The organism is Flavobacterium flavigenum, assembly GCF_027111255.2.
Taxonomy (GTDB): Bacteria; Bacteroidota; Bacteroidia; order Flavobacteriales; family Flavobacteriaceae; genus Flavobacterium; species Flavobacterium flavigenum.
In genome coordinates, this window is the sequence record NZ_CP114285.2 from 994,124 (window position 1) to 1,019,515 (window position 25,392).

The 25,392-nt window shown below is 35.6% G+C and carries 24 protein-coding genes and 1 other RNA gene; 10 read left to right on the top strand and 15 right to left on the bottom strand.

Annotated features, from left to right (window positions below):
• Positions 1–78: 78 nt before the first annotated feature.
• On the top strand, positions 79–900 hold the full coding sequence (locus OZP09_RS03640) for a DUF3822 family protein (protein WP_281310304.1): 822 nt from the start codon (positions 79–81) through the stop codon (positions 898–900).
• The gene (locus OZP09_RS03645; protein ID WP_269236586.1) at positions 897–1,451 is read left to right on the top strand and encodes an RsmD family RNA methyltransferase; all 555 of its coding nucleotides are present in this window, start codon (positions 897–899) and stop codon (positions 1,449–1,451) included. Before OZP09_RS03640 ends, OZP09_RS03645 begins: the two co-directional genes overlap by 4 nt.
• Here the strand turns inward: OZP09_RS03645 and OZP09_RS03650 are convergent.
• Positions 1,448–1,573 carry a hypothetical protein gene (locus OZP09_RS03650; protein WP_269236587.1) on the bottom strand — a complete coding sequence of 42 codons (126 nt, stop codon included), beginning with the start codon at positions 1,571–1,573 and terminating at the stop codon, positions 1,448–1,450. The genes OZP09_RS03645 and OZP09_RS03650 overlap by 4 nt on opposite strands.
• A gap of 18 nt (positions 1,574–1,591) precedes the next feature.
• Positions 1,592–2,134, bottom strand: a complete 543-nt coding sequence (locus OZP09_RS03655; protein ID WP_281310305.1) for a DUF3575 domain-containing protein — start codon at positions 2,132–2,134, stop codon at positions 1,592–1,594.
• 178 nt (positions 2,135–2,312) lie between these two features.
• Here OZP09_RS03655 and OZP09_RS03660 point away from each other — a divergent pair, with 178 nt between their 5' ends.
• Entirely contained in the window at positions 2,313–2,507 is a 195-nt protein-coding gene (locus OZP09_RS03660) for a hypothetical protein (RefSeq protein WP_281310306.1), read from the top strand.
• A gap of 101 nt (positions 2,508–2,608) precedes the next feature.
• Here the strand turns inward: OZP09_RS03660 and OZP09_RS03665 are convergent, their stop codons facing one another.
• Both OZP09_RS03665 and rnpB read right to left on the bottom strand, forming a co-directional pair.
• Complete coding sequence (locus OZP09_RS03665) at positions 2,609–3,856, bottom strand: cation:dicarboxylate symporter family transporter (protein WP_269236590.1); 1,248 nt, start codon at positions 3,854–3,856, stop codon at positions 2,609–2,611.
• Positions 3,857–3,886: 30 nt separating this feature from the next.
• An RNA gene (gene rnpB / locus OZP09_RS03670) (RNase P RNA component class A) lies at positions 3,887–4,214 on the bottom strand.
• 124 nt (positions 4,215–4,338) lie between these two features.
• On the opposite strand from rnpB, the gene OZP09_RS03675 reads away from it, so the two are divergent.
• Positions 4,339–4,632, top strand: a complete 294-nt coding sequence (locus tag OZP09_RS03675; protein ID WP_223680356.1) for an SH3 domain-containing protein — start codon at positions 4,339–4,341, stop codon at positions 4,630–4,632.
• Positions 4,633–4,737: 105 nt separating this feature from the next.
• On the opposite strand, the gene OZP09_RS03680 is transcribed toward OZP09_RS03675, so the two are convergent.
• Complete coding sequence (locus tag OZP09_RS03680; RefSeq protein WP_269236591.1) at positions 4,738–5,109, bottom strand: LysM peptidoglycan-binding domain-containing protein; 372 nt, start codon at positions 5,107–5,109, stop codon at positions 4,738–4,740.
• 6 nt (positions 5,110–5,115) lie between these two features.
• On the bottom strand, positions 5,116–5,595 hold the full coding sequence (locus tag OZP09_RS03685; RefSeq protein WP_269236592.1) for a BON domain-containing protein: 480 nt from the start codon (positions 5,593–5,595) through the stop codon (positions 5,116–5,118).
• Positions 5,596–5,811: 216 nt separating this feature from the next.
• On the opposite strand from OZP09_RS03685, the gene OZP09_RS03690 reads away from it, so the two are divergent.
• Complete coding sequence (locus OZP09_RS03690) at positions 5,812–6,042, top strand: hypothetical protein (protein WP_223680362.1); 231 nt, start codon at positions 5,812–5,814, stop codon at positions 6,040–6,042.
• A gap of 147 nt (positions 6,043–6,189) precedes the next feature.
• Here OZP09_RS03690 and OZP09_RS03695 read toward each other — a convergent pair whose 3' ends face one another.
• The 3 genes from OZP09_RS03695 to OZP09_RS03705 all read right to left on the bottom strand — a co-directional run bounded on the left by OZP09_RS03695 (position 6,190) and on the right by OZP09_RS03705 (position 8,124).
• Positions 6,190–7,386 carry an IS256 family transposase gene (locus tag OZP09_RS03695; RefSeq protein ID WP_269234850.1) on the bottom strand — a complete coding sequence of 399 codons (1,197 nt, stop codon included), beginning with the start codon at positions 7,384–7,386 and terminating at the stop codon, positions 6,190–6,192.
• A 157-nt stretch (positions 7,387–7,543) separates the two neighbouring features.
• The gene (locus OZP09_RS03700; RefSeq protein WP_269236593.1) at positions 7,544–7,843 is read right to left on the bottom strand and encodes a hypothetical protein; all 300 of its coding nucleotides are present in this window, start codon (positions 7,841–7,843) and stop codon (positions 7,544–7,546) included.
• Positions 7,840–8,124: a hypothetical protein gene (locus OZP09_RS03705; RefSeq protein WP_269236594.1), complete on the bottom strand. Its 285-nt coding sequence runs from the start codon at positions 8,122–8,124 to the stop codon at positions 7,840–7,842. Before OZP09_RS03705 ends, OZP09_RS03700 begins: the two co-directional genes overlap by 4 nt.
• A gap of 247 nt (positions 8,125–8,371) precedes the next feature.
• Between OZP09_RS03705 and OZP09_RS03710 the strand changes: the two genes are divergently transcribed.
• The 3 genes from OZP09_RS03710 to OZP09_RS03720 all read left to right on the top strand — a co-directional run bounded on the left by OZP09_RS03710 (position 8,372) and on the right by OZP09_RS03720 (position 10,855).
• Positions 8,372–9,034, top strand: a complete 663-nt coding sequence (locus tag OZP09_RS03710; RefSeq protein ID WP_269236595.1) for a hypothetical protein — start codon at positions 8,372–8,374, stop codon at positions 9,032–9,034.
• Positions 9,035–9,095: 61 nt separating this feature from the next.
• Positions 9,096–10,181 (top strand): DNA polymerase III subunit gamma/tau, encoded by a 1,086-nt coding sequence (gene dnaX, locus OZP09_RS03715; RefSeq protein WP_281310307.1) that lies wholly within the window; start codon positions 9,096–9,098, stop codon positions 10,179–10,181.
• Between the two features lie 302 nt (positions 10,182–10,483).
• Complete coding sequence (locus OZP09_RS03720) at positions 10,484–10,855, top strand: DNA polymerase III (protein ID WP_269236597.1); 372 nt, start codon at positions 10,484–10,486, stop codon at positions 10,853–10,855.
• Between the two features lie 52 nt (positions 10,856–10,907).
• Here OZP09_RS03720 and OZP09_RS03725 read toward each other — a convergent pair whose 3' ends face one another.
• From OZP09_RS03725 to OZP09_RS03750, 6 genes are all read right to left on the bottom strand, one after another.
• Complete coding sequence (locus tag OZP09_RS03725; protein ID WP_269236598.1) at positions 10,908–11,486, bottom strand: NAD(P)H-dependent oxidoreductase; 579 nt, start codon at positions 11,484–11,486, stop codon at positions 10,908–10,910.
• Positions 11,487–11,705: 219 nt separating this feature from the next.
• The gene (locus OZP09_RS03730) at positions 11,706–12,266 is read right to left on the bottom strand and encodes a Crp/Fnr family transcriptional regulator (protein WP_269236599.1); all 561 of its coding nucleotides are present in this window, start codon (positions 12,264–12,266) and stop codon (positions 11,706–11,708) included.
• A gap of 6 nt (positions 12,267–12,272) precedes the next feature.
• Entirely contained in the window at positions 12,273–12,854 is a 582-nt protein-coding gene (locus tag OZP09_RS03735; protein WP_269236600.1) for a TMEM175 family protein, read from the bottom strand.
• Positions 12,855–12,867: 13 nt separating this feature from the next.
• Complete coding sequence (locus OZP09_RS03740; RefSeq protein ID WP_223680379.1) at positions 12,868–13,758, bottom strand: Ppx/GppA phosphatase family protein; 891 nt, start codon at positions 13,756–13,758, stop codon at positions 12,868–12,870.
• A gap of 38 nt (positions 13,759–13,796) precedes the next feature.
• Complete coding sequence (ppk1, locus tag OZP09_RS03745; protein WP_269236601.1) at positions 13,797–15,875, bottom strand: polyphosphate kinase 1; 2,079 nt, start codon at positions 15,873–15,875, stop codon at positions 13,797–13,799.
• A gap of 5 nt (positions 15,876–15,880) precedes the next feature.
• Positions 15,881–16,366: a SixA phosphatase family protein gene (locus OZP09_RS03750; protein WP_269236602.1), complete on the bottom strand. Its 486-nt coding sequence runs from the start codon at positions 16,364–16,366 to the stop codon at positions 15,881–15,883.
• A 577-nt stretch (positions 16,367–16,943) separates the two neighbouring features.
• Here OZP09_RS03750 and OZP09_RS03755 point away from each other — a divergent pair.
• Together OZP09_RS03755 and OZP09_RS03760 are read left to right on the top strand one after the other, a co-directional pair.
• Complete coding sequence (locus OZP09_RS03755) at positions 16,944–24,326, top strand: HYR-like domain-containing protein (protein WP_281310308.1); 7,383 nt, start codon at positions 16,944–16,946, stop codon at positions 24,324–24,326.
• 145 nt (positions 24,327–24,471) lie between these two features.
• On the top strand, positions 24,472–25,389 hold the full coding sequence (locus OZP09_RS03760; RefSeq protein WP_281310309.1) for a PorP/SprF family type IX secretion system membrane protein: 918 nt from the start codon (positions 24,472–24,474) through the stop codon (positions 25,387–25,389).
• Positions 25,390–25,392: the final 3 nt, after the last annotated feature.

A 25,392-nucleotide genomic window follows, 5' to 3' on the forward strand; every position in this document is an offset into this window, starting at 1 on the left:
ATTGAAATTATTATTTGTAAGTTTGTGTTCGAATTAAATTCTTTCCTTAAACTACTGTAAAGGATTATAAATCAAATTATGGCATTTCAGAACACCAATATTACATCCAAACTTTATAAAAAACTTTCTATTCAGGTTTCACTGACCGGATTTTCTTTTTGTTGTTTCGATACCCTGAACGACAGGATTACTTCATTCAGCGAAATTAAATTTGACGTTTCAAAAAAAACAACCAAAATAGAGGATCATTTCGCTGAAGCTTTCAAAAAATACCCGGAATTAAAAGATACCTATGATGACATTATGGTTATTCATAATAACAATCTTTCAACTTTTGTTCCTTCGGCACTTTTTGATGAAAATTATCTGGGCAGCTATTTGCAATACACCACAAAAGTTTTTGAAACTGATTTTTTTACCTACGACGAAATTTCCAATTATCAAATGAATGCTGTTTATATTCCGTATATAAACATCAATAACTTTTTGATTGACAACGTTGGATCTTTTGATTACAAACATGTAAACAGCATTTTAGTCGAAAAATTACTTGAGGCTTCAAAAAACAATGATGACAAAAAAATGATTGTCAACTTTAATCCGGAACATTTTGAAATCATTGTAGTTGAAAATCAAAAACTGCTGTTATTCAATTCTTTTGAATACCAGACCCCGGAAGATTTTATTTATTATTTACTATTTACGGCCGAACAACTGAGTCTGAATCCGGAAATTTTCCCGCTCGAATTATTAGGCACTATTAATAAAAATGATCCGTTTTATGCTATTGCGTATAAATACATCCGAAATGTATCCTTTTTGGATGTAAGCACTTTACAGCAAAAAAACAACTTCTCGACTGCAGAAAATCAAAAACATTATATCTTATTTCAATCATGAGAATCATTTCTGGAAAATACAAAGGACGTCGCATTTTTCCGCCAAAAAACCTTCCGGTAAGACCTACGACTGATATGAGCAAAGAAGCATTATTTAATGTTTTGAACAATCATTTTAGTTTTGACGGCTTAAAAGTTTTAGATTTATTTTCGGGAACCGGAAACATCAGTTATGAATTTGCTTCACGTGGAAGTGCGCCAATAACCTGTGTTGATGGCGATTTTGGATGCGTAAAATTCATTAAACAGATTTCTTCAGAATATGATTTTGATATTGCTGCCACCAAAAGTGATGTTTATAAGTTTCTGGAAAATTGCAAAACTTCTTATGATATTATATTTGCTGATCCGCCTTACGGATTAGAGCAGGCTGCATTTGAAAAAATTGTTCTTACCGTTTTCGAAAGAGAATTGCTTCATGAAGACGGAATGATGGTTATAGAACATTCTAAGTATACCAAAATGGATCATTTGAGTAATTTTTCTTTTCAGAAAAGTTATGGAGGATCCTTTTTTAGTTTCTTCGAACTGAACTCAACTGGTGACGATTAAGAACTTCCTGAGGATTCATCCGTAAAGTCAACAGAAGAAGAAGGATAATCGTTATCATTTACAATAAAAACAAAAGCCCTTTTATTTTCACAAGGGCTTTTGTTTTTATATAGCTTAAACATAAAAAGCTTAGGTTTAAATTATTTTCCGATTACCCAACCTAAAGTAAAATTTCCTATCAGAACAAATTCTGTTTCATATTTATCGAAATTAACTCCCGGTCCGACGTTGAATTCAAGATTAAACCTTCCTTTATATGTACGCTGCAATCCCCAAAGCGCTCCAATGGTAAACGAAGGAATAACTTCTCTGTAATCATCATTTGTAGAAATAGACTCAAAATTATAAATCGCATTGGCAGCTAAAAAATTTCCTGAATTACGTGCAGTTCTTTTTCCTTTTTCAGCTCGTTTTTCAAGATTGTAATAATGACGAAACTGTTCGTTTATATTGGGATAAAAAGCAAAATTTGAATTATCCGAATTTGATGAATATCCTAAGCCAATGCTTGCCTCGGAATATAATGTATTCTTTGCGTCAAAACCATGTTCCCAAACAAATCCCGGGAGTAACATATTAATTTTAAATTGATTTTTTACTACAGAAACCGAAGTTTCATCCTGGGCATGAACAGCATTTATTGAAAGAACAGACAAAAGTAAAAATAAGTACGTTTTTTTCATTTTTTAGTTTTTAGAGGAAGGCGCAAAAATACTATTTAAATAAGACGAAACTAAAAAAAGAATATTATTTTCTTACATTTTTACTGTCTGAAAATCATATAAGGTTTGTAAATAATTGTATAACAGATTAGAAGATTTTATAGGATAAATTTGAATTGAACATTAAAATCAAAAAATCATGAACCTAAAAAGATTTTTCGGAGGATTACTGACAATTCTCGGAATAGTTGGACTTATTTATACTGCAGTAATTTTTGCAGACACTTCCGGAGGAACACGTGATATTAAATCGCTTATTATTTACGGAATACTTGGAATTATTTTTTTTACATCAGGAATCAGTTTAGTACGTACAACCAAAGACGAATCCTAGATTTTAAATACCACACTCTAAATACCACAAGTTAAACTCACAAAGCGCTTAAGCAGATACGAAAGTATTAAACTTAGCGCTTTGTGTATTTATAATAAAAATTATTCATGAACCGGATTCAGATTCAGTTCTATAAAATCCTTTTCCGTTTTTGAAATTATTAGGGTCGCAACTGTATTTCCAATCAAATTGGTTATCGCCCTTGCTTCGCTCATAAATTTATCAACGCCCAGCAAGAAAGCCAGTCCTTCAACCGGAATTTTATGTAATGCCGTTAAAGTCGAAGCTAACACAATAAATCCGCTTCCGGTCACTCCCGCCGCCCCTTTTGAAGTAATCATCAAAATGCCGATGACGGTCAAAATTTCAAAAAAACTCAAATGGACATCATACAACTGTGCGATAAAAATCACCGACATTGACAAGTAAATAGAAGTTCCGTCGAGATTAAATGAATATCCTGTGGGAATCACCAATCCCACAACCGATTTGCTGCAACCCATTTGCTCCAGTTTCACCATTATACCTGGCAAAGCGGCTTCAGAAGAAGAAGTTCCAAGAACCAATAAAAGTTCTTCTTTGATGTATTTTAAAATCGGCAGCATATTGATTTTGTAATATTTCAAAAGACCGCCTAGAATCAAAAATACAAATAAAGCCATTGTAATATAAACACACAGCATCAGCTTACCAAGCGGAATCAAAGTTTCCAGTCCAAATTTTCCAATTGTGTAAGCCATTCCTCCAAAAGCACCAAGCGGAGCGAAATACATCACATATTTTAATCCGGTAAAAACAACTTTTGAAAAGCGTTCCAAAACTAAAATCGTCTGCTCTCTCTTTTGATAAAAATTCAAAGCTATACCACAAACTATTGCAGCCAGAAGAACCTGCAGCGTAAAATTCGAAAAGAAAAACTGCAGCCACGAAAAGTTTTCTGCCGCATGATTCGTGTACTTGCTTGCATCCTGTAAATCCAATCCTGATTTATCTATTTTTCCGGGTTGAAATAAATAAGCCACTGCCACACCAATTGCTAAAGCAATAGTTGAAACCACTTCAAAATAAGCCAAAGATTTTACCCCTATTCGTCCCACTTTCTTCAGGTTTCCCATTCCGGAAATTCCCAAAACAATCGTCAGGAAAATAATCGGACCAATAAATAACTTGATAATATCGACAAATGTATCTCCAACAATTTTCATTTTCACACCATTTTCAGGAGAAAAATGTCCGAGCAAAACACCTGCAATAATCGAAATTAAAACCCAGAAAGTAAGATTAGTTACTACTGAACGAAAAATTGATTTCTTAGTTTTTGAAGAAAACTTGGGAGAATTTACATTCATGAAAATGAGTTAGCGCTTTCACAAATATATAAAAAATGCAGACCTGTAAGCCGGATTCTGTTCTTGTCCCGCCTAAGCGAAACAATACCTTATCATTTATCTAGATTCCGAATTACTTCGGAACTCAAGCTACCTACCCTTCAGCAACGAACGAGAAGCCCTTAAATGCTGATATACTTGGTATTTCACCGCATAGAGTTTACCTGGTTTCACTACAGCATTACCTGTACATACTTTCTGTTGCACTTGTCCTTGCCTTATTACTAAGACCGACGGGTGTTACCCGCTATGCTTCTCTGTGGTGTCCGGACTTTCCTCCCTCCCGATGAATCGGAACGACGATAAGGCGGTCTGCGCTGCAAAAGTAACACTTTATCACCGAAGAAGCTAAAATATAAATTTCAGATTTCCTTACATTTTCTTAACCCATTAATTTCAAATTGGTTATCTTTAAGATTCTATAATTTTAAATACAGTTTATTATGAAAAGAATGTATCATTACGCAACTGTTTCAAAGGCTTTAGATCAATTGCATGAAAAAGGGTTTACGTGCGATTTCAATCGAAATGCAGACGTGATTAAAAAAAATCCTGAAAAATTTGAAATTGTTCATGTGTATCGATACGAAGGGGAATCAGACCCGGGCGATGAGGCAGTTGTATACGGAATTAAATCAACTACAGGTAAAAAAGGAGTCTATGTAGCCGGCTTTTCTGCTGATTCAGATCAGGAAACCGCTAAATTTTTATTTGATTTAAGTATTAGGGGAAGGTAGAATTTAAAATTCCAATTGTTAAACTTAGACAAAATAAAATTCCAAATTCCAATGTTACATTTGTACTATTGGAATTTGGAATTTTTTTATTGAATTTTTTCAATTTTATAATGTTGGTATTTTTAGTTTCCATCCCGGCTGTATCAGATCCGGATTTGAAATAATATCTTTATTGGCTTCAAAAATATCCTGCCAGGAAACGCCGTATGATTTAGCAATTTTAGAAAGCGAATCGCCGTTTTCAACAGTATATTCCCTTAAAACTCCCTGCGTAACTTCGATGTTCATTACCACATCCGCTGATCTGTAATCGGGATCTATATTATTGTACGTATCCCACAGTTTGTCTTTATCAGCGACTGACTTAGCGTTGCCATCAATGTATAATACATTGTTTTGTTCTCTTACCTGTAAGGTATCTACTCCTAAATCGGCAGCCAGATTAATTAATTCACTGTATTTATGCTGTAAGCCCATAACGATTTATTTAATTATTAATTTGTTGTCGACTTTTTGAGGTTTCAATTCCTGTATGCTTTGGATTAACGGCTGTAACTGGCTTCTTTTAATTTCTCCGGAAAGCGTAACCACACCACCCACAACTGTCGCACTTACACCATCATAAGATTTAATGACTTTACCAACCGATTTATCTAAATCAGCATCCGAATTGATAATAACAGCCGCAGCGGCAGGTTCTTCATTTGCAACCGGAAACTGGCAATTATTCACCACCGATTTTACTCCTTTAACCGCTTTCACAGAACGTTCAATGTTTTTCTTAAAAGCATCATCTTCGCAGGTTCCCACAATGGTTGCAACACCTTCATGAATCGTAACCTGCACTTCAGGTGCATCTGCTAATTTTTCATTAATTTCTTTTTGAATATCTGCATCTTTAGGCGTGCAAGCCAGTAAAGTAAGAGGAAGACTTATTCCCAATGCAATTGATTTGAATTTCATAATACTATTTTTTAATAATTATCTGTTTTAAAATTAAACAGACTACTACTCAAAATTTTATATGATTATCCATAAAGATTTATATGGTTTTCAGTAGATCGATCTTTTTCAAACTCAAAATTAAAAGCATGCACCATTAATTCTGTAAAGCATTTGAATAATAATATAACTCGTTTATTTCTAAGCAGATGTATTTTTATAAAAAAATTAGAAATCATGATACATCAATTAAAACCTTCAATATTAGTAGAAACACCACTAGGAACTGGCCAGGCCATTTTTCTTATCGATTACGGAATGCATCAGAATACGTGTTGGGTTGTAGCTTTGCAAGAAAATGGAGTTATCAAGCATTTTGACTGTAACGATGTAATTCTTTCTACAAATTACACATATGGTATGAATCTTAGAAAAAATAATTTTGAAGACAAAAAAGAAGTTACTTAATATAACTTTACAATTGTTTTCTATGCTTTTGAAGTAATCAAACTCATTAATGAGTGGGACAACGAAATAACAAGAGGATTTATATGGTTCACAGACACTGTCCTTAAAAGTGTGTAAGTTTAAAAATAACGGGGTTTGACTTTTTAATTAAAGTTGAACCCTTTTTTCAAATATAGTTAAGAACTGATTGAGTATTAATCCCCAATTATGGATTGGCATTGTCCATTTTTTGGTAGCTTCTCTTAAAGCCAAATATACAGATTTTAAAACAGCTTCATCTGTGGGGAATGATAATTTATTTTTGGTGTATTTTCTAACCTTTCCATTTAGATTTTCAATTAGATTAGTGGTATAAATTATTTTCCTAATTTCTATAGGGAAGTCAAAAAAGACTGTAAGTTCTTCCCAGTTTTCCTGCCAGGATTTAACGGCATAAGGATATTTTTGATTCCATTTAAAGGCAAAATCTTCAAGAGCAGCTTTAGCAGCTTCTTTAGTTGGAGCATCATAAATCTGCTTCATATCTTTAGAGAACTCCTTTTTATCTTTCCATACTACATAACGCGCTGAGTTACGTATTTGGTGTACTACACAGATTTGAGTCTGTGATTCAGGGAATACATTTTTAATAGTCTGAGTAAAGCCGTTTAGGTTATCTGTAGCTGTAATTAATATATCCTCAACACCTCTGGCTTTTAAATCTGTTAAAACCCCTAACCAAAAGCTGGCACTTTCATTCTTGCCTAACCACATGCCTAAAACTTCTTTTTTTCCTTCTCGATTCAGACCAACAGCAAGATAAATAGTTTTGTTAATAACCTTTGAGTTCTCTCGAACTTTAAAGACAATCCCATCCATCCAAACGATTAAATAAACAGGTTCTAACGGGCGATTTTGCCAAGCTGTTATATCATTGGAAACTGATTCGGTAATTCTGGAAATAGTGGAGGTTGATATGTCAAATTTATAGACTTCTCTTATTTGTTCTTCAATATCACTAACAGTCATTCCTTTGGCGTAAAGAGAGATAATTACATTCTCTAATCCATCAATCATGCTTTGACGTTTTGGAATAATCATGGGATTAAAAGAAGCTTCCCTGTCCCTGGGAACCTGAATGTCTGATTCTCCAAATGAAGTTTTTATTTTCTTATTGGAAAAACCATTACGAGAATTCGATGAAGCTGTCTTTTCGTGTTTCTCATATCCTAGATGAGAATCCAGCTCCCCCGATAGAATAGCTTCTATTCCTCGTTTTTGTAATTGAGCCAGAAAACCGTTTAGGTCTTCACCTGTTTTGAATTGTTTTAAAAATTCATCTGATAATAAATCTTCTTTTTTCATAAGACTGTGTAAAAGTTAAAGTTAAAAAAAATGATGGTGATTTAATAACCCCATCATTTTTTAACTTACACAGTTAGTGAGACACTACCGGTTCACAGCAGGTTTGGTATATTACTTCCATCCAAAAAAATCTAGTAAAACCTTAAAGTTCATTAAATCAGGCTTTTCTGAAAATATCCAAAAGTTTATAAAATTCAATCAACGCTTTTTCTTCATCAAAGTTATTTCTTTCAAGAATCATGCGACAATATCCGGAAGTTGATTCAGCATAATTCAATTCTTTAGCGATGAAATCATTAAATGTATCCCATTTTGGAATTAAATTTTCATTTATTTCATTATGTGTAGTATTCAGTATATAACCATTTATATTATAATATAAAGTCGATAATTTCTTATCTCCAATATACAAATAAGGCTTTTCTCTAATTAATTCTAATAATGTATATAAGTTCATTTAATTTCATTAAACCCATTTTCTCTTAATACGCACATTACATGAATTTTATAATCAAGCCAATGTGAATCATTTTTATGTTCAAGACTTTCAATTTCAGCTAATAATTTAAAGGTCTCTTGTATTCCTTTTTCATTATCGTCTTCATTTTCAATTATATTATTGATCAGGTTTGATGTTCTAAATTCAAGTAAATATAATTCATCTACTTTTGAATTTGATTCAAAATAGCGACTCATCATCTTCATGTTTTCAAAATTTTGCTGAGAATATATTTTCATCTAAATTCATTTAAAACAGCAGCGATAAAATATTAATACCTCCAAAAAAATAGAGAGTCAATATTATAAAAGCTGCAAAAATTGCAATTACAATTAATCCGGTAAGAAGTAATTTTTTAAACATAAATTTTTCGAAATTACAATCGATTATCTCTTCCTTTAAAATGCTAAAATAATCCTTTTTATTATAATTAATTATCTCTTCTAATTGTTAAAAAAGAGTATTATTGTATTAAAAATATTCTTTATGAAATTGAAATATAACTCTATAATTGTGTTTGTCTTTTTCTTTAATTATTCTTTCTCTTGCGACTGCAAACCAATTGACCGAGAAAATATTATCGAAAAAGGGTTAAAACTATCTGAAATTGTATTTTATGGAGAAGTTATAAAAGTAGATTCTGTGTCTAAAACTTTTACTTTTAGAATTATAGAATTATTTAAAGGCAAATACAATTCTCAATATATCAAAGGGAAAGAATTTACTAGCTGTTCTATTTTACCAATCCAAAAACAACTTTGGATTGTTTATGCCGATTTTAGAAAAGATAAAACTATGATTGACATAAGTGGTTGTGCACCCAGTATTGGATTTAATCCGCCTCAAAACTCATTTCCACCTCCGCCTCAAATATCAAATCCTTATAAGAGAAAAGAAAAACAGTTAGAATTATTATCTGAATCTGTATGGAAATTGCAATTGGAAAATGAAAATTTGATAGATTGGATTTATCAATTAGAAAGGTTAAGAGCCTACAAAAAATCTCAAGAAAAAAATCATGACCAACAAAAAACGGAAGTAAAAAATGAAATTTACAGCAAATACATCATCATTTCTTTGATTGCCAACATCGTATTATTTCTAAGTTTAATCTTCGTGATTTTGAAGAAAAAGAATTTAGCCAAATAACTAAATTCCACTTTAAACAACGAAACAAAAGTCATATATTTGCTATCGAATAAAAAAGAATATGGAGCAATTTGTAGTATCGGCACGTAAATACCGCCCACAGACATTTAAAGATGTTGTGGGGCAGAAAGCTATTACAAACACTTTGCTGAATGCCATAGAAAGCAATCATCTTGCCTCTGCCCTTTTATTCACCGGACCGCGTGGAGTTGGTAAAACGACCTGCGCACGTATTTTGGCCCGTAAAATAAACCAGTCCGGATATGATGATCCAAATGAAGATTTTGCTTTTAACGTTTTTGAGCTGGATGCGGCTTCAAACAACTCGGTTGATGATATCCGAAACCTGATTGATCAGGTTCGAATCCCTCCCCAAACAGGACAGTATAAAGTCTATATTATTGACGAGGTTCATATGTTGTCTTCGGCTGCTTTTAATGCATTCCTGAAAACACTGGAAGAACCGCCAAAACATGCTATTTTTATCTTAGCAACTACCGAAAAACACAAAATCATTCCGACGATTTTATCGCGTTGTCAGATATTTGATTTCAAAAGAATTACAGTAAAAGATGCCAAAGAACATCTGGCTGACGTCGCACAAAGTCAGGGAATCAGTTTTGAAGATGATGCTTTGCATATTATTGCTCAAAAAGCAGATGGTGCGATGCGTGATGCTTTATCCATTTTTGACCGCGTGGTTTCATACTGCGGAACAAATTTAACGCGTCAGGCCGTAACTGAGAACCTGAATGTTTTAGATTACGAGACCTATGTTTCGATTACCGATTTGCTTTTAGAAAATAAAATTCCGGAACTTTTGCTGGCATACAACGATATACTTGCAAAAGGTTTTGACGGGCATCATTTTATTGCCGGTTTAGCTTCGCATTTCAGGGATTTATTAGTAAGCAAAACGCCTGCTACTTTAAGTTTGCTTGAAGTAGGCGAACAGGCACAGCAGATGTACGGCATACAGGCCCAAAAATGTTCTCAGGACTTTTTATTGCAGGGAATAGATATTGCCAACGATTGTGATTTAAAATACAAATTAAGCCAGAATCAGCGTCTGTTGGTCGAATTATGTCTGATGCAATTAGCCTCTATCAACTTTGATGGAGAAAAAAAAAAGCTGAGCAATTTATAATTCCGCCCACCTATTTTAAAAAGGCAGGGTATTCTATAGTTGAAAGTCCAAAATCCAAAGTTCAAAGTCTTCCTGCTGAAGCTGAAATTTCTACATCTAAGGTCGAAAACTCAGAAACTATAACTGAAGATATAGCATCACAAAAAGTAGAAACAGTTGTATCTCCACAAGTACAAACTCCTGTTGCTGCTCAATCTGAAGTTAATAATGAACCTAAAGTTTCTGCTTTTTCCCTGGCAAGTATCCGCAAGAAAAAAGAACTCGAAGCCAATGCTAAATCTTACGTAAAACCTAGTTCGGTTTTGCTTACAGAAGAATTTACTGAAACAGACATGTTATTGTACTGGAACAAATACGCACAGCGTTTAGGCGAAAAAGGTTTCAAAATCATGGAATCGCTATTATTGATTAACGACCCAAAATTAAACGGTACTGTTATCACAATTGAATTGCCGAATGAAGGTTCGAAATTAGATTTTGAAAGCCAGATTAACGGGCTTTTAGGCTATCTAAAAGGACACTTACACAATCATGATATTACGATTGAGATTATTGTAAACGAAGCTGCTGAAACCAAACGAAATCTTAACGATCAGGACCGATACAATCGTTTATTGGAAATCAACCCAAATATTGAACTTTTACGTTCGACATTTGGATTGGATTTGCCTTAGTTTTACTATTTTTTATTGTTTATTTTTAATTTTTTCTTCTCGGAAAATGTGACTATTTGTTTCTCATACCGAAATTATAAACTTTCTGCAACCATTTTTTTCTTTGCCCTTCATCAGCTGTTTTTACGATTCCGATATAACTTACTTTTACCGGTGTAATGCCACAAAATTGCAGGGTACATTTTTTTAGCTGATTCACACTTGGTCTTCCATAAACCAATCGGTAATACCAACCCGGTTGATCTAAAGTGGTAATAATATGAGCCGTTTTTCCTTTTAAAAGTTTGTCCCACCAAACCGAATTTTCACGGTATTGAAATGCCATTCCGGGTAAAAATAAGCGATCGATAAAACCTTTAGTAATGGCAGGCAAGCCTCCCCACCAAACCGGATGAATCCAGACTAAATGATCGGCATTTTCGATTTTTTTCCAGGCTTCAGCTAAATCAGGTTCTAATTCGGTTCGTTTTTGATAACCAAACTGTAAACTCGGATTGAATTGCAATTCGGCAATGATTATGGTTTCAACCTGAGAGCCAGAATCAAGTACTCCTTTATGGTATTCATTAGCAATAGTAAAATTGAAACTTTCAGGATTGGGATGTCCGTTTATGATTAGTATTTTTTTCATTGGATTTTTTTCCAAAAATACTATCTGACGCTTTTTTTCTACTGGACAAATGTCCTGAAAAATATTGATGCTATCTTATCATAAGTTTTTTTCTTATAACTTAATCTTTCACGCAGATTTGATTAGACTCACCTTACTTATTGATCTAAAAAAGATTTACACAGATTTTCAAAAAAATAATCTCAAAAGTTTACAGTAAAAAATTAATTCAAATAAAGTCTATAAAACCGCTTTTCTGATTCGGCTTAAATGTCTTGGGGTAATCCCCAAATAAGAGGCTAAATATTGCAACGGAATCAACTGCAGGTATTTTTGGTGTTGCTGAAAAAGTTCTTCGTAGCGTTGTTTACCTGATAATTTCTGGAACGAAATCATTCTTTTGTTCAGGTTTACGAACTCAATTTCGGTTAGTTTTCTTCCTGTTTCCTGCCAGTTGTAACCTGACTGATAGAGCTTTTCTAAACTTTTACGGCTTAAAACCTGTACTTCTGTATCGGTCAAAGCCTGAATATTTTCCTCTGCCCTTTCTTCTGTAATAAAACTGGCAAAAGAGGCCATAAATTCATTTTCGAAAGCAAAACAATTGGTAATTTCATCCCCTTTATGATTTATAAAAAAGGAACGGAGAATACCTTTTTTAATAAAAACAATTTCATTGCAGACCTGATTTTCCTTCTGTAGAAAGTCACCTTTCTTTAGTTTTCGAAACGTAATTAGATCATCTAAAAGATTTAACTCATCCTCAGTAAAATCCTGAATGGACTGAAAAACAGCTTTCATGATTAATTAATCTTTTGAAGTGAAAACTTTTTCAATTCTTTTATCCGGAATAAGCCATAATAAAGCCACTGCCAGATAAGCAGCACCAGAAATCCATTCAGTATAAAAAGAAGAAACAATACCAACAACATATAAAATTGTAGAAGCAATTCCTTTAAAATCGCTTCCTATTGCTTTTGCCAGTACCGAATTTTCTCCTTCATTACTAATGATAAGCCTTTGCAGGATAAAATAAGCGATTGCTGATAAAAACAAAACCACACCGTATAAAGTCATAGCTGCTGGTTCAAAATTATGTTCTCCCATCCATCCTGTTGCAACCGGAATTAAGGATAGCCAAAACAGCAAATGCATATTTGCCCAAAGAATTTTTCCGTTTACTTTAGACAAACCATGAAGTAAGTAATGATGGTTATTCCAATAAATCCCAACATATATAAAACTAATGACATAACTCAGAAACTTAGGAATAAGTGGTTTTAGATCGGCAAACTCATGTCCATGCGGCACTTTAATTTCTAAAACCATAATGGTAATAATAATCGCTAAAACGCCATCACTAAATGCTTCAAGTCTGGTTTTGTTCATTTATAATTCTAAGTTAAATTTTACCATAGTACATCGCTTTTACAATTCCGTCAGAAAGTCCGATTTTTGGAACATAAATCTGACGTGCCCCACTCCATTTCATTGCATTCAGATAAATACGTGTTGCATGAATGATTACATCGGCACGGTCGGAATTCAGACCTAATTCGGCAATTCTCTGCTCATAAGTCAACGAATTTAAAAATGCATATTGTGAATTAATATAAATATAGGAAAGCGGTTTTTCCTGCTGCTTGCCGGACATTTTAAATAACTTATTGATGTTTCCACCAGAACCAATAAGGGTAACTTCCTCATAATCTTTGGTATTGGCTTTGATCCATTTTTCAATCTCATCCCAAACCACATCATGAACCATATTATTGAGCAAACGGACTGTCCCTGCCTTGAATGATCTTGAATTGATCATTTTTCCATCTGAGAAAAGCGTAAATTCGGTACTTCCACCGCCAACATCTACAAAAAGATAGGTTTGGTCTGTTCTCAGCAAATGATGTAAATCTGTTGAAGCAATAATGGCTGCTTCTTTTTTTCCGTCTATAATTTCAATTTTTATGTCGGCTTTTTTCTTAATCAGGCCTACCACTTCTTTGGCATTATAAGCTTCCCGCATAGCAGAAGTTGCAAAGGCCATATAACGCTCTACTTTATGAACTTTCATTAAAAGGTTAAATGCTTTCATGGCATCTACCATTCTTTCTATATTTTCTTCCGAAATTTCACCAACCGTAAAAGCATCCTGCCCTAAACGTATTGGTACACGAACAAGTGAACTTTTATTAAACTGAGGCTCTTTGCCATCCTGCTCCACAACATTAGATATTAGTAGCCTCATGGCATTTGAACCGATATCTATTGCTGCATATTTTTTTATTTTAATCATGCTCACTTATGATTTGAAATTTAAAATTTGTGTAATTATTAATTTGTTTTTTGGACAGCTGTTTCGGCTATTTCGATTTTATTCTGATAATATTTATAGGTTTCCAATTGTGCCCTGAAAGGAGCATGATGATTTCGGGCTTTGTATTTATTGTCTAATTTATAAGAATGGTATCTCACTTTTACATTCCCTTTCCAGGCAATATTGAAATTATCTATTAATTCTTTTTTAATCGACAAATCATAAATAGGGCAAGTCACTTCTACCCTTCCATCAAGATTTCTGGTCATAAAATCAGCTGAAGAAATATATACTTCTGTTAAACCGGCATTTCCAAAAATATACACTCTTGTATGTTCCAGATAATTATCAACGATACTGATGGCCTCAATATTTTCGCTCATTCCCGGAATTCCCGGAATCAGACAACAAATCCCTCTTACCTGCAATTGAATCTTAACTCCTGCATTACTTGCTTCATATAACTTATCGATCATTTTAAAATCAGATAAACTATTCATTTTTAACTTAATGTGAGTTTTTCTACCTGCCAGAGCGTGCAAAATTTCACGGTCAATAAGTTTAATAAATTTGGTTCTCGTATAATGAGGTGATACAATGAGATGTTTGTATCTGTGTATCCTGTAATTGATATCGAAGAATTCGAAAATTTTAGAAACATCTTTTAAAATTCCCTGATGACAGGTTAAAAGCGTTACGTCAGTATAAATTTTGGCTGTAGATTCATTAAAATTTCCAGTAGAAATAAATCCGTAACGACGTGTTTTTTCATCTTCTACTCTTTCAATAACACATATTTTACTATGAACTTTTAAGCCTTTCACTCCAAAAATAAGTTCAATACCTTCAGTCTGCATTTGTTCTGCATACGAAATATTCGAAGCTTCGTCAAATCGAGCCTGAAGTTCTATTTGAACCACCACCCTTTTACCATTTTTGACCGCATTAATCAGCGAACTGATAATTTGTGAGTTCTTAGCCAGACGATATAAAGTAATTTTGATACTCGTTACTTTTGGATCTAAAGCTGCCTCACGCAAAAACTTAGTCAGGTAGGAAAAAGACTGGTATGGAGCATGAACCAAATAATCTTTTTTGTTTATTTTTTCTAAAATACTTCCGTCGAGACTCAAACCCGGAACCGGCAAAGGTTCATTTGGTTTATAGAGTAAATCGTAACGCCCTAAATTTGGGAAACTCATGTAATCACGGCGGTTATGGTATCTTCCGCCCGGAATAATACTATCTGTTTCTACGATTTTCATTTTCTCTAAAAAGAAATGCAGTGTATCATCTTCAATCTGGCTGTCGTAGATAAAACGAACCGGTTCCCCTATTCGGCGGTCTTTTACAGATGAAGCAATTTTTTCAAGCATACTTTTACTCAAATCGCTGTCAATATCTAATTGGGCATCACGTGTAATTTTGATCATATGTGCCGAAACACTTTTAAAATTAAATATATTGAAGATGCTTTTTAGTTTATAGCGAATAACATCATCGATTAGAATCACATATTGTTTTTCGTCTTCTGAAGGAAGAACAACAAACCTGTTTATGTTTTTAGGAATTTCAATTAAAGCATAACGAATCTCATCATTTGCCAATTCTAAACGAACTGCCAGATAACCCAAAGTATCTTTAAGAACCGGAAAAACGGCTAGGTCATTCAAAATAATCGTCACCAGTTCCGGACTTAATTTTTGCATGTAAAAGTCCTTTAAGAAATCTTCCTGGGATGGGCTGATCTGATCTTCCGTTATAATAAAAATATTTTCAGTTTCAAGTTCGGCTTCTATATTCCCTAAAATACGTAAACTTTCAGATTGCTGCTGAATAACAATTTCTGTAATATCTTTAATTAACTGATGTGCAGAAATACCTCCTAAATATTTCTCTCCGGAAATTCCTGAAAGGCTCAGTCTACGTATTGCAGCATATCGAACTCTAAAAAATTCATCTAAGTTGTTTGAAAAAATTCCAACAAAACGCAGTCTGTCTAAAAGCGGAACCGTATTATCACCGGCTTCCTGAAGTACTCTTGCATTAAACGCTAACCAGCTTTTTTCTCTGTCGATATATTTCTGTTCGTGCACGTTATTTATTTTAAATCTTTGGGGAAAATAGTTTTATGGGTTTTGCCTTTATCAATCGTATCCCATCTTTCTGAATCGAATTGCAGTGATACGAAACCTGAAGTTGGAACATTTTCTATAAAAACATCCCCAAATTTATTAACAAAATTTGTAATAGCCTCGTTATGTCCAAAAAGAATAACGCTTTCTAAACTATTATCACATGATTTGATAACTTTTTCAAGATGCCTTTCATCAAAAGTATACAACTCGTCTTTGAATAAAATACTTTCTAATGGGTAGGATAAATTTTGGGCAAAAATTATTGCTGTTTCTGAAGCTCTGGCAGCGGTACTGCTCCAGATTGTATAGGTTTTAGGGAGAAATTCCGCAATGGCACCTGAAACGCTGTGGGCATCTAAAATACCTCTTTTCATTAAAGGTCTGTCAAAATCTTTCAGAGGGGCTTCCCAACTGGATTTTGCATGTCTTATTAAAATTAAATTTTTCATAAACAAGGATATTTTTAAGTGTAGCTACCAGGAATAATTCAATTCCTAATTTACAAAAGATATTTTAATAGCCTATGATTTTTTTATTCTGTTAACATTTAAAAATAATTATTAACCCGAACAAAAACACAGGATAAATTGTTAATTAAAAAAGCGTCATTCAACTCTTAAAACAATCACTTAATCGATATTTCTAAAAAAACAAAAAATACATCATAACAATTGATATATAACAAATTATACAAAAAAACATCTTTTAAAACCATTTAAAAAACTAAAAAATCACTTTTTAAGTTGTTATAATTCTATTTAAAAAAGAAATTTTAGAATACATATTTAACAAAAAATATGCACTTAAACGTTTTTTCAGGTTAGTTACAGATAAAGAAAACATAATTTAACCAATGTATATAACTTTGATTCATAGATTTAATGTTAAAATTTTAAGATTATCATAACACCTCTTTCCCGCCTTTATTAAATCTAAAACGCACTTTAACTGAATAACCCCAAAAATTCATTAAAAGGCAAGAAGTCCAAAAACATTTTTAATCCTAACTTAATAAAATTAGAGATTATGGAAATCATTACTTATTTTTTTACATTTAAAAATATTAGAAACGTTTTCATAACGTTGATGCTAGTATTTGACATTCATCTTTCATTTTCACAAGTTGATTTAAGAACCTGTAACTATGATTGTACATCTAACAATTATACCCTAAAAGATGTCTATCTAAGTTTATCGAATGTAAATGGTGATCCAATAACCAATACAACCTGTACGATTGGTGAAGTTAGGCAGGTATATATTTTTCTTAATTATTCTTCTAATTCCAATTCAAACATTTATTTCGCCAGATTAAATTCTGATCTTACAATTGCAGGGGTAACCACTTTTGTAAATGTCTTATTGGGAACTATCGTGCCAGGAGATAACAAAAAATTACTGTATGGCCCTTTCAACTGGACTTGCGGGGACGAACTAAGCCTTAGTAACACCATAATAGCATGGAAGACCAACAGTAATAACGACCCAGGCTCCAATTACAGCTGCAGTAGTTACACTAATTCACAATGCGATTTTACAAATTCATTTATAATTTCAAAACCATTGGCAGTTCAGTTTACTTACAAAGCTTGTAAATCTGGTACAAATACCACCGTTAAATTTACATCAACAACCAATGGTGGGATTGCACCTTATACCTATGCCTGGGATTTCAAAAATGATGGCGGAACACCCGATTCTACTATTGCAAATCCTACCTTTACTTATACTACATCTAATAATACTGCAAAATTAACCGTAACAGATTCACAAAATCTCACCAATACTTACATAGTGCCAATTGTTGAGCCGAATGAAATTATGCTCAGTGAGACCCATGCGAATATTGGATGTAATGGAGGAACAACTACACTTGCCTTAAATGTCACAGGCGGAACTCCCGGTTACACCTACTCCTGGAATACTGGAGCAGTAACGAAAGATCTAACCAACATAGTTCCCGGAACTTATACCGTTACGGTGACAGATGCCAATGGTTGCACCAAAACACAGTCCTTTATAATTAATCAGCCAACAACTTTGACTGCTACTACATCACAAACAAATGCAACTTGTGCAGGAGGTTCTAACGGAACTGCTACAGTAACACCTTCCGGAGGAACAGCGCCATATACCTACATATGGTCACCATCAGGAGGAACAAATGCTACAGCAACAGATCTTATGGCAGGAAATTATAGTGTTCTGATAACAGATGCAAATAATTGTACCGTAACTAAAAATATAACTATTATTGATGGCGACTCGATTCCACCAATAATCAATCCGCTACCATCTTCAACAACAATCAATTGTCCTGCATTGCCTGTATTCGCAGAGGCAACAGCAACAGATAATACCGGAGTAGTTGCCTCACTAACATATGTAGATTCTACAACACAGGGGAATTGTACAGGAACTTATACTACAATCAGAACGTGGACTGCCAAGGATGCCTGTGGTAACACCTCACTTCCTGTTAGTCAGACTATAACTGTACAAGACAATACAAAACCTGTGTGGATAAACGTGGCAGGTTCCTTAAATACAACTCTCGAATGCAGCAATACAATTGGTTTAGCTAACGCCCAGACTTTATTTCCAGTCGCTTCTGATTTATGCGATTCTGATGTTTCTAATATTGTAAAAATAAACGGTCCATTCATCGCTAATATGGGATGCACAAATGCCGGAACTTACACCAATACCTGGACTGTTACAGATGATTGCGGAAATATATCTGATACTTTTACACAAACTATAACAATTACTGACACTATTGCCCCTACCTGGACAACCCCTGCTGATGCTTTGAATGTTACTTTACAGTGTAGTGACATCTCAGGTTTAGCAACAGCTCAGGCAGTTGCTCCAGTAGCAACCGATAATTGCGGAGGAACAGTAACGTATACCAAAACAAGCGGAACTTTTTCTGCAGGTTCTTGTGTGAACTCAGGAACTTACACCAACACCTGGGTTGCCAAAGATGTCTGCAACAACTCTTCAACCACTTTTACTCAGGTAATTACTATCGAAGACACAATTGCACCAATATGGACAACCACTGCAACTTCCTTAAATGTTACTTTGCAATGTAGTGATCTTTCAGGATTAGCAACAGCTCAGGCAGTAGCTCCGGTAGCAACTGATAATTGTGGAGGAACCGTAACGTATACCAAAACAAGCGGAACTTTCTCTGCAGGTTCTTGTGCAAACTCCGGAACTTACACCAATACCTGGGTTGCCAAAGATGTCTGCAACAATTCTTCAACTACTTTTACTCAGGTAATCACTATCGAAGATACTACTGCACCAATGTGGACAACTGCTGCAGCCTCCTTAAATGTTACTTTGCAATGTAGTGACACTTCAGGATTGACAAACGCTCAGGCAATGTTCCCAGTCGCTTCAGATCTTTGTGATGCCGATGTATCCAATATCGTAAAAGTTAGCGGTCAGTTCATGGCTTCTGAGGGTTGCGCAAATGCCGGAACCTACACCAACACCTGGACCGTAAAAGACGATTGTGGCAATACTTCTGATGTTTTCACGCAAGTGATTACTATCGAAGATACCACTGCGCCAATATGGACAACCCAAGCTACTTCTTTGAATATGACGCTACAATGCAGCGACACTTCAGGATTAGCAAATGCCCAGGCAATGTTCCCAGTCGCTTCAGACCTTTGTGATGCCGATGTATCCAATATCGTAAAAGTTAGCGGACAGTTTATGGCTGCTGAAGGTTGTTCCAATACCGGAACCTATACCAACACCTGGACCGTAAAAGACGATTGTGGCAATACTTCCGAGACTTTCACTCAAATAATCACTATCGAAGATACTACTGCGCCAATATGGACAACCCAAGCTACTTCTTTGAATATGACGCTACAATGCAGCGACATTTCAGGATTAGCAAATGCCCAGGCAATGTTCCCAGTCGCTTCTGATCTTTGTGATGCCGATGTATCCAATATCATAAAAGTGAGCGGCCAGTTTATGGCTGCTGAAGGTTGTGGAAATTCCGGAACCTATACCAACACCTGGACCTTAAAAGACGATTGTGGCAATACTTCTGATGTTTTCACGCAAATAATCACTATCGAAGATACCACTGCGCCAACATGGACAACTGAAATGGGTTCTTTGAATGTAACTTTACAATGCAGCGATCTTTCAGGATTAGCAAATGCTCAGGAAATGTTCCCTGTAGCTTCTGATCTTTGTGATGCTGATGTATTGAATATCGTAAAAGTGAGCGGACAGTTTATGGCCGCTGAAGGTTGTTCCAATACCGGAACCTATACAAATACCTGGACTGTAAAAGACGACTGTGGCAATACTTCCGAAACTTTCAAGCAAGTGATTACTATAGAAGATACCACTGCTCCAACATGGACAACCCAAGCTACTTCTTTGAATATGACTTTGCAATGCAGCGACACTTCAGGATTGGCAAACGCTCAGGAAATGTTCCCAGTCGCTTCTGACCTTTGTGATGCCGATGTATCCAATATCATAAAAGTGAGCGGTCAGTTTATGGCTGCTGAAGGATGCGCAAATGCCGGAACCTACACCAACACCTGGACCGTAAAAGACGATTGTGGCAATACTTCCGAGACTTTCACGCAAGTGATTACTATCGAAGATACTACTGCACCGATGTGGACAACTGAAACAGCTTCGTTAAATGTGACTTTGCAATGCAGCGACACAGCAGGGTTGGCAAACGCCCAGGCAATGTTCCCTGTAGCTTCTGATCTTTGTGATGCCGATGTATCCAACATCGTAAAAGTGAGCGGACAGTTTATGGCCGCTGAAGGTTGTTCCAATACCGGAACCTATACCAACACCTGGACCGTAAAAGACGATTGTGGCAATACTTCCGAGACTTTCACTCAAATAATCACTATCGAAGATACCACTGTGCCAACATGGACAACTGAAATGGGTTCTTTGAATGTAACTTTACAATGCAGCGATCTTTCAGGATTAGCAAATGCTCAGGCAATGTTCCCTGTAGCTTCTGATCTTTGTGATGCTGATGTATTGAATATCGTAAAAGTGAGCGGACAGTTTATGGCCGCTGAAGGTTGTTCCAATACCGGAACCTATACCAACACCTGGACCGTAAAAGACGATTGTGGCAATACTTCCGAGACTTTCACTCAAATAATCACTATCGAAGATACCACTGAGCCAACGTGGACAACCACTGAAGCTTCCTTAAATGTGACTTTGCAATGCAGCGACACTTCAGGATTGGCAAACGCTCAGGAAATGTTCCCTGTAGCTTCTGACCTTTGTGATGCCGATGTATCCAATATCATAAAAGTGAGCGGTCAGTTTATGGCTGCTGAAGGATGCGCAAATGCCGGAACCTATACCAATACCTGGACCGTAAAAGACGACTGTGGCAATACTTCCGAAACTTTCAAGCAAGTGATTACTATAGAAGATACCACTGCTCCAACATGGACAACCCAAGCTACTTCTTTGAATATGACTTTGCAATGCAGCGACACTTCAGGATTGGCAAACGCTCAGGAAATGTTCCCAGTCGCTTCTGACCTTTGTGATGCCGATGTATCCAATATCATAAAAGTGAGCGGTCAGTTTATGGCTGCTGAAGGATGCGCAAATGCCGGAACCTACACCAACACCTGGACCGTAAAAGACGATTGTGGCAATACTTCCGAGACTTTCACGCAAGTGATTACTATCGAAGATACTACTGCACCGATGTGGACAACTGAAACAGCTTCGTTAAATGTGACTTTGCAATGCAGCGACACAGCAGGGTTGGCAAACGCCCAGGCAATGTTCCCTGTAGCTTCTGATCTTTGTGATGCCGATGTATCCAACATCGTAAAAGTGAGCGGACAGTTTATGGCCGCTGAAGGTTGTTCCAATACCGGAACCTATACCAACACCTGGACCGTAAAAGACGATTGTGGCAATACTTCCGAGACTTTCACTCAAATAATCACTATCGAAGATACCACTGTGCCAACATGGACAACTGAAATGGGTTCTTTGAATGTAACTTTACAATGCAGCGATCTTTCAGGATTAGCAAATGCTCAGGCAATGTTCCCTGTAGCTTCTGATCTTTGTGATGCTGATGTATTGAATATCGTAAAAGTGAGCGGACAGTTTATGGCCGCTGAAGGTTGTTCCAATACCGGAACCTATACCAACACCTGGACCGTAAAAGACGATTGTGGCAATACTTCCGAGACTTTCACTCAAATAATCACTATCGAAGATACCACTGAGCCAACGTGGACAACCACTGAAGCTTCCTTAAATGTGACTTTGCAATGCAGCGACACTTCAGGATTGGCAAACGCTCAGGAAATGTTCCCTGTAGCTTCTGACCTTTGTGATGCCGATGTATCCAATATCATAAAAGTGAGCGGTCAGTTTATGGCCGCTGAAGGTTGTTCCAATACCGGAACCTATACAAATACCTGGACTGTAAAAGACGACTGTGGCAATACTTCCGAAACTTTCAAGCAAGTGATTACTATAGAAGATACCACTGCTCCAACATGGACAACCCAAGCTACTTCTTTGAATACGACTTTGCAATGCAGCGACACTTCAGGATTGGCAAACGCTCAGGAAATGTTCCCAGTCGCTTCTGACCTTTGTGATGCCGATGTAGCAAATATCGTAAAAGTTAGCGGTCAGTTTATGGCTGCTGAAGGTTGTGCAAATGCCGGAACCTATACCAATACCTGGACTGTAAAAGACGATTGTGGCAATACTTCTGAAACTTTCACTCAAATAATCACTATCGAAGATACTACTGCACCAACATGGGCAACCCAAGCTAATTCTTTTAATATGACTTTACAATGCAGCGATACAGCAGGGTTGGCAAACGCTCAGGCAATGTTCCCTGTAGCTTCTGATCTTTGTGATGCTGATGTATCGAATATCGTAAAAGTGAGCGGTCAGTTCATTGCTTCTGAAGGTTGTGTAAATTCCGGAACCTATACCAACACCTGGACCGTAAAAGACGATTGTGGCAATACTTCCGAAACTTTCACGCAAGTGATTACTCTGGAAGACACAACGGTGCCAATGTTTACAGGAAATCTTCCTGCAGATATTACGGTTTCCTGCGATGCTGTCCCTGAACCAGCCACATTGCAAGTCTCAGATAATTGTAATAGTACTTTACCAGTTGTCTTTTCTGAAACAAAAAGTAATATTCAAAATGAATGCCTTAGCAACTACACCTTAACACGTATATGGTCAACAAGTGACTGCAGCGGAAATACTGCTTCACATTTTCAAATTATAACTGTAAGAGATACAACTGCACCTACAGGAACTGCCCCTGCAAGTGTAGCTGGTTTACAAAGTATTGCCAATATACCCGCCGGAAGCCCACAAGATATAAAAGATGCAGCAGATAATTGCAGCGAAAGCGTAAACATCTCGATAACTGATTCGAATAATGGAGGAAGCGGCTGTGATGGAAATGCTTATATCCTAACCAGAACCTATGCCTTAACAGATTGTGCAGGTAACAAAACTGAGCTGGTACAAACCTTTACTGTAGAAAATAAAATTTCAGTAACGGGAACAGCTTCTAATGTTACCTGCTTTGAAGGCAGTAATGGCTCTATTTTAGTAACTAGCAGCCCGGGGTCAGTAGTTGTGATCCGAAATCAAAACAATGAAGTAGTAGGCAATACTAATTTACGCGCCGGAGTCTACACTCTTACAGCAACCTCATCGGTAAGCAATAATAACCAGGTTTGTTCAGCCACATCTACCGTGACTATCACACAACCTGAAAATGTTATTCTCAACCTTAACAGCGATGCCTGTAATGCTGACTCATCACTCCTTAACCTTTCCAATTTATTGCCTGAAGATATTTCCAGAACAGGAATCTGGACTGACACAAGTAATACCAATGCATTACAGGGAAACATCCTTACTGTTTTTGGACTTGCATTAGGCAGTTATACCTTCGAATATAAGACCACTAACGAAGATTGTCCAAGAAGTATCTCATTAAATTTACTTGTAAATGATGACTGTAAAGTATTAGCCTGCGAAAATGTGGTAGTACATAATGCGTTCTCTCCCAATGGTGACGGTATCAATGATTTTTTCAAAATTGACAACATTGATCAGACTACATGCTATCCTGAAAATACTGTAGAAATCTATAATCGCTGGGGAATACTGGTATTTGAAACTACAAATTATAACAATACCACCAATGCTTTTGACGGAACTTCCAGAGGCAGAACGACTATCAAACAATCTGAAGGACTGCCTACAGGAACCTATTTCTACATTATTAATTACAAATCTTTAGATGGTAATAACAACCTTCAGTCTAATAAAAAAGATGGTTTTCTTTATTTGTCTAAATAAACACCATTTGTAATTCGGTGTAATGAGTTTACACCGAATTGCAAAATAATAAAAATCCTTGTTTGAGTAAGTGAATATCAAGGCTTATTGTTAAGGATTTTATTGATAAAAATCATTAGTAATAATTGCAAAAAAAATAGCTACTATGAGAACAAAATTATTTTCCTTCGCTTTTATGTTCGTATCCATGGTAAGTTTTGCACAGCAAGATGCTCAATTTACGCAATACATGTACAACACCATAAACATCAACCCTGCCTATGCAGGTTCACGTGGAGCTTTAAGTGTTTTCGGCTTATACCGCACGCAGTGGGTTGGACTCGATGGTGCTCCGGAAACAGGCTGTTTATCAGTCAACACACCAATAAACAACAGTAATTTAGGTATAGGCGGGTCTTTGGTCAATGACAAAATTGGACCTACAAATGAAACCAACTTTTCTGTTGATATTTCTTATACCGTACAGACATCGGCTGATTTTAAATTGTCTTTTGGTATTAAAGGAACAGCAAACATGTTCAATTTGGATGTAAATAAACTAAATCCGGATGTTGCAGGAGATCCACAATTTCAGGATTTTAACAATAAATTCTCTCCTAATGTAGGTGCCGGGGTTTACTGGCATTCAGATAAAGCTTATCTGGGTTTATCGGTACCTAATTTTATCGAAACAAATCGTTTCAATGACAATGATATTGTTATTTATAAAGATAAGATCAATTATTACTTTATGGCCGGATATGTTTTTGACCTAGATAAATACCAATATATAAGATTTAAACCAGCCTTATTAACCAAAATGGTAGAAGGAGCCCCACTACAAGTAGATGTATCAGCCAATTTTATGTTTATTGACAAATTTGTAGTGGGTGTTGCTTACAGATGGAGTGCTTCATTGAGTGCTATGGTAGGATTTCAAATTACTGACGGGCTTTATCTCGGATATGGTTACGATCGTGAAACCACCAACTTAAACAATTATAATTCTGGGTCGCATGAAATATTCCTGCGCTATGAATTCTTTACTAAAAATGGTAAAATAACAACTCCTCGTTTCTTTTAAAAA

Coding starts and splice junctions, on each gene's coding strand:
- OZP09_RS03730 (WP_269236599.1), bottom strand. CDS start 12,266: ATGAAAGCTGTTTTTCAGTCCATTCAGGATTTTACTGAGGATGAGTTA.
- OZP09_RS03760 (WP_281310309.1), top strand. CDS start 24,472: ATGAGAACAAAATTATTTTCCTTCGCTTTTATGTTCGTATCCATGGTA.
- OZP09_RS03655 (WP_281310305.1), bottom strand. CDS start 2,134: ATGAAAAAAACGTACTTATTTTTACTTTTGTCTGTTCTTTCAATAAAT.
- OZP09_RS03685 (WP_269236592.1), bottom strand. CDS start 5,595: ATGAAATTCAAATCAATTGCATTGGGAATAAGTCTTCCTCTTACTTTA.
- OZP09_RS03665 (WP_269236590.1), bottom strand. CDS start 3,856: ATGAATGTAAATTCTCCCAAGTTTTCTTCAAAAACTAAGAAATCAATT.
- OZP09_RS03640 (WP_281310304.1), top strand. CDS start 79: ATGGCATTTCAGAACACCAATATTACATCCAAACTTTATAAAAAACTT.
- OZP09_RS03705 (WP_269236594.1), bottom strand. CDS start 8,124: ATGAAAATATATTCTCAGCAAAATTTTGAAAACATGAAGATGATGAGT.
- OZP09_RS03725 (WP_269236598.1), bottom strand. CDS start 11,486: ATGAAAAAAATACTAATCATAAACGGACATCCCAATCCTGAAAGTTTC.
- OZP09_RS03695 (WP_269234850.1), bottom strand. CDS start 7,386: ATGAAAAAAGAAGATTTATTATCAGATGAATTTTTAAAACAATTCAAA.
- OZP09_RS03650 (WP_269236587.1), bottom strand. CDS start 1,573: ATGTTTAAGCTATATAAAAACAAAAGCCCTTGTGAAAATAAAAGGGCT.
- OZP09_RS03645 (WP_269236586.1), top strand. CDS start 897: ATGAGAATCATTTCTGGAAAATACAAAGGACGTCGCATTTTTCCGCCA.
- OZP09_RS03660 (WP_281310306.1), top strand. CDS start 2,313: ATGAACCTAAAAAGATTTTTCGGAGGATTACTGACAATTCTCGGAATA.
- OZP09_RS03710 (WP_269236595.1), top strand. CDS start 8,372: ATGAAATTGAAATATAACTCTATAATTGTGTTTGTCTTTTTCTTTAAT.
- OZP09_RS03750 (WP_269236602.1), bottom strand. CDS start 16,366: ATGAAAAATTTAATTTTAATAAGACATGCAAAATCCAGTTGGGAAGCC.
- OZP09_RS03740 (WP_223680379.1), bottom strand. CDS start 13,758: ATGATTAAAATAAAAAAATATGCAGCAATAGATATCGGTTCAAATGCC.
- OZP09_RS03700 (WP_269236593.1), bottom strand. CDS start 7,843: ATGAACTTATATACATTATTAGAATTAATTAGAGAAAAGCCTTATTTG.
- OZP09_RS03755 (WP_281310308.1), top strand. CDS start 16,944: ATGGAAATCATTACTTATTTTTTTACATTTAAAAATATTAGAAACGTT.
- OZP09_RS03690 (WP_223680362.1), top strand. CDS start 5,812: ATGATACATCAATTAAAACCTTCAATATTAGTAGAAACACCACTAGGA.
- OZP09_RS03680 (WP_269236591.1), bottom strand. CDS start 5,109: ATGGGCTTACAGCATAAATACAGTGAATTAATTAATCTGGCTGCCGAT.
- OZP09_RS03675 (WP_223680356.1), top strand. CDS start 4,339: ATGAAAAGAATGTATCATTACGCAACTGTTTCAAAGGCTTTAGATCAA.
- OZP09_RS03735 (WP_269236600.1), bottom strand. CDS start 12,854: ATGAACAAAACCAGACTTGAAGCATTTAGTGATGGCGTTTTAGCGATT.
- dnaX (WP_281310307.1), top strand. CDS start 9,096: ATGGAGCAATTTGTAGTATCGGCACGTAAATACCGCCCACAGACATTT.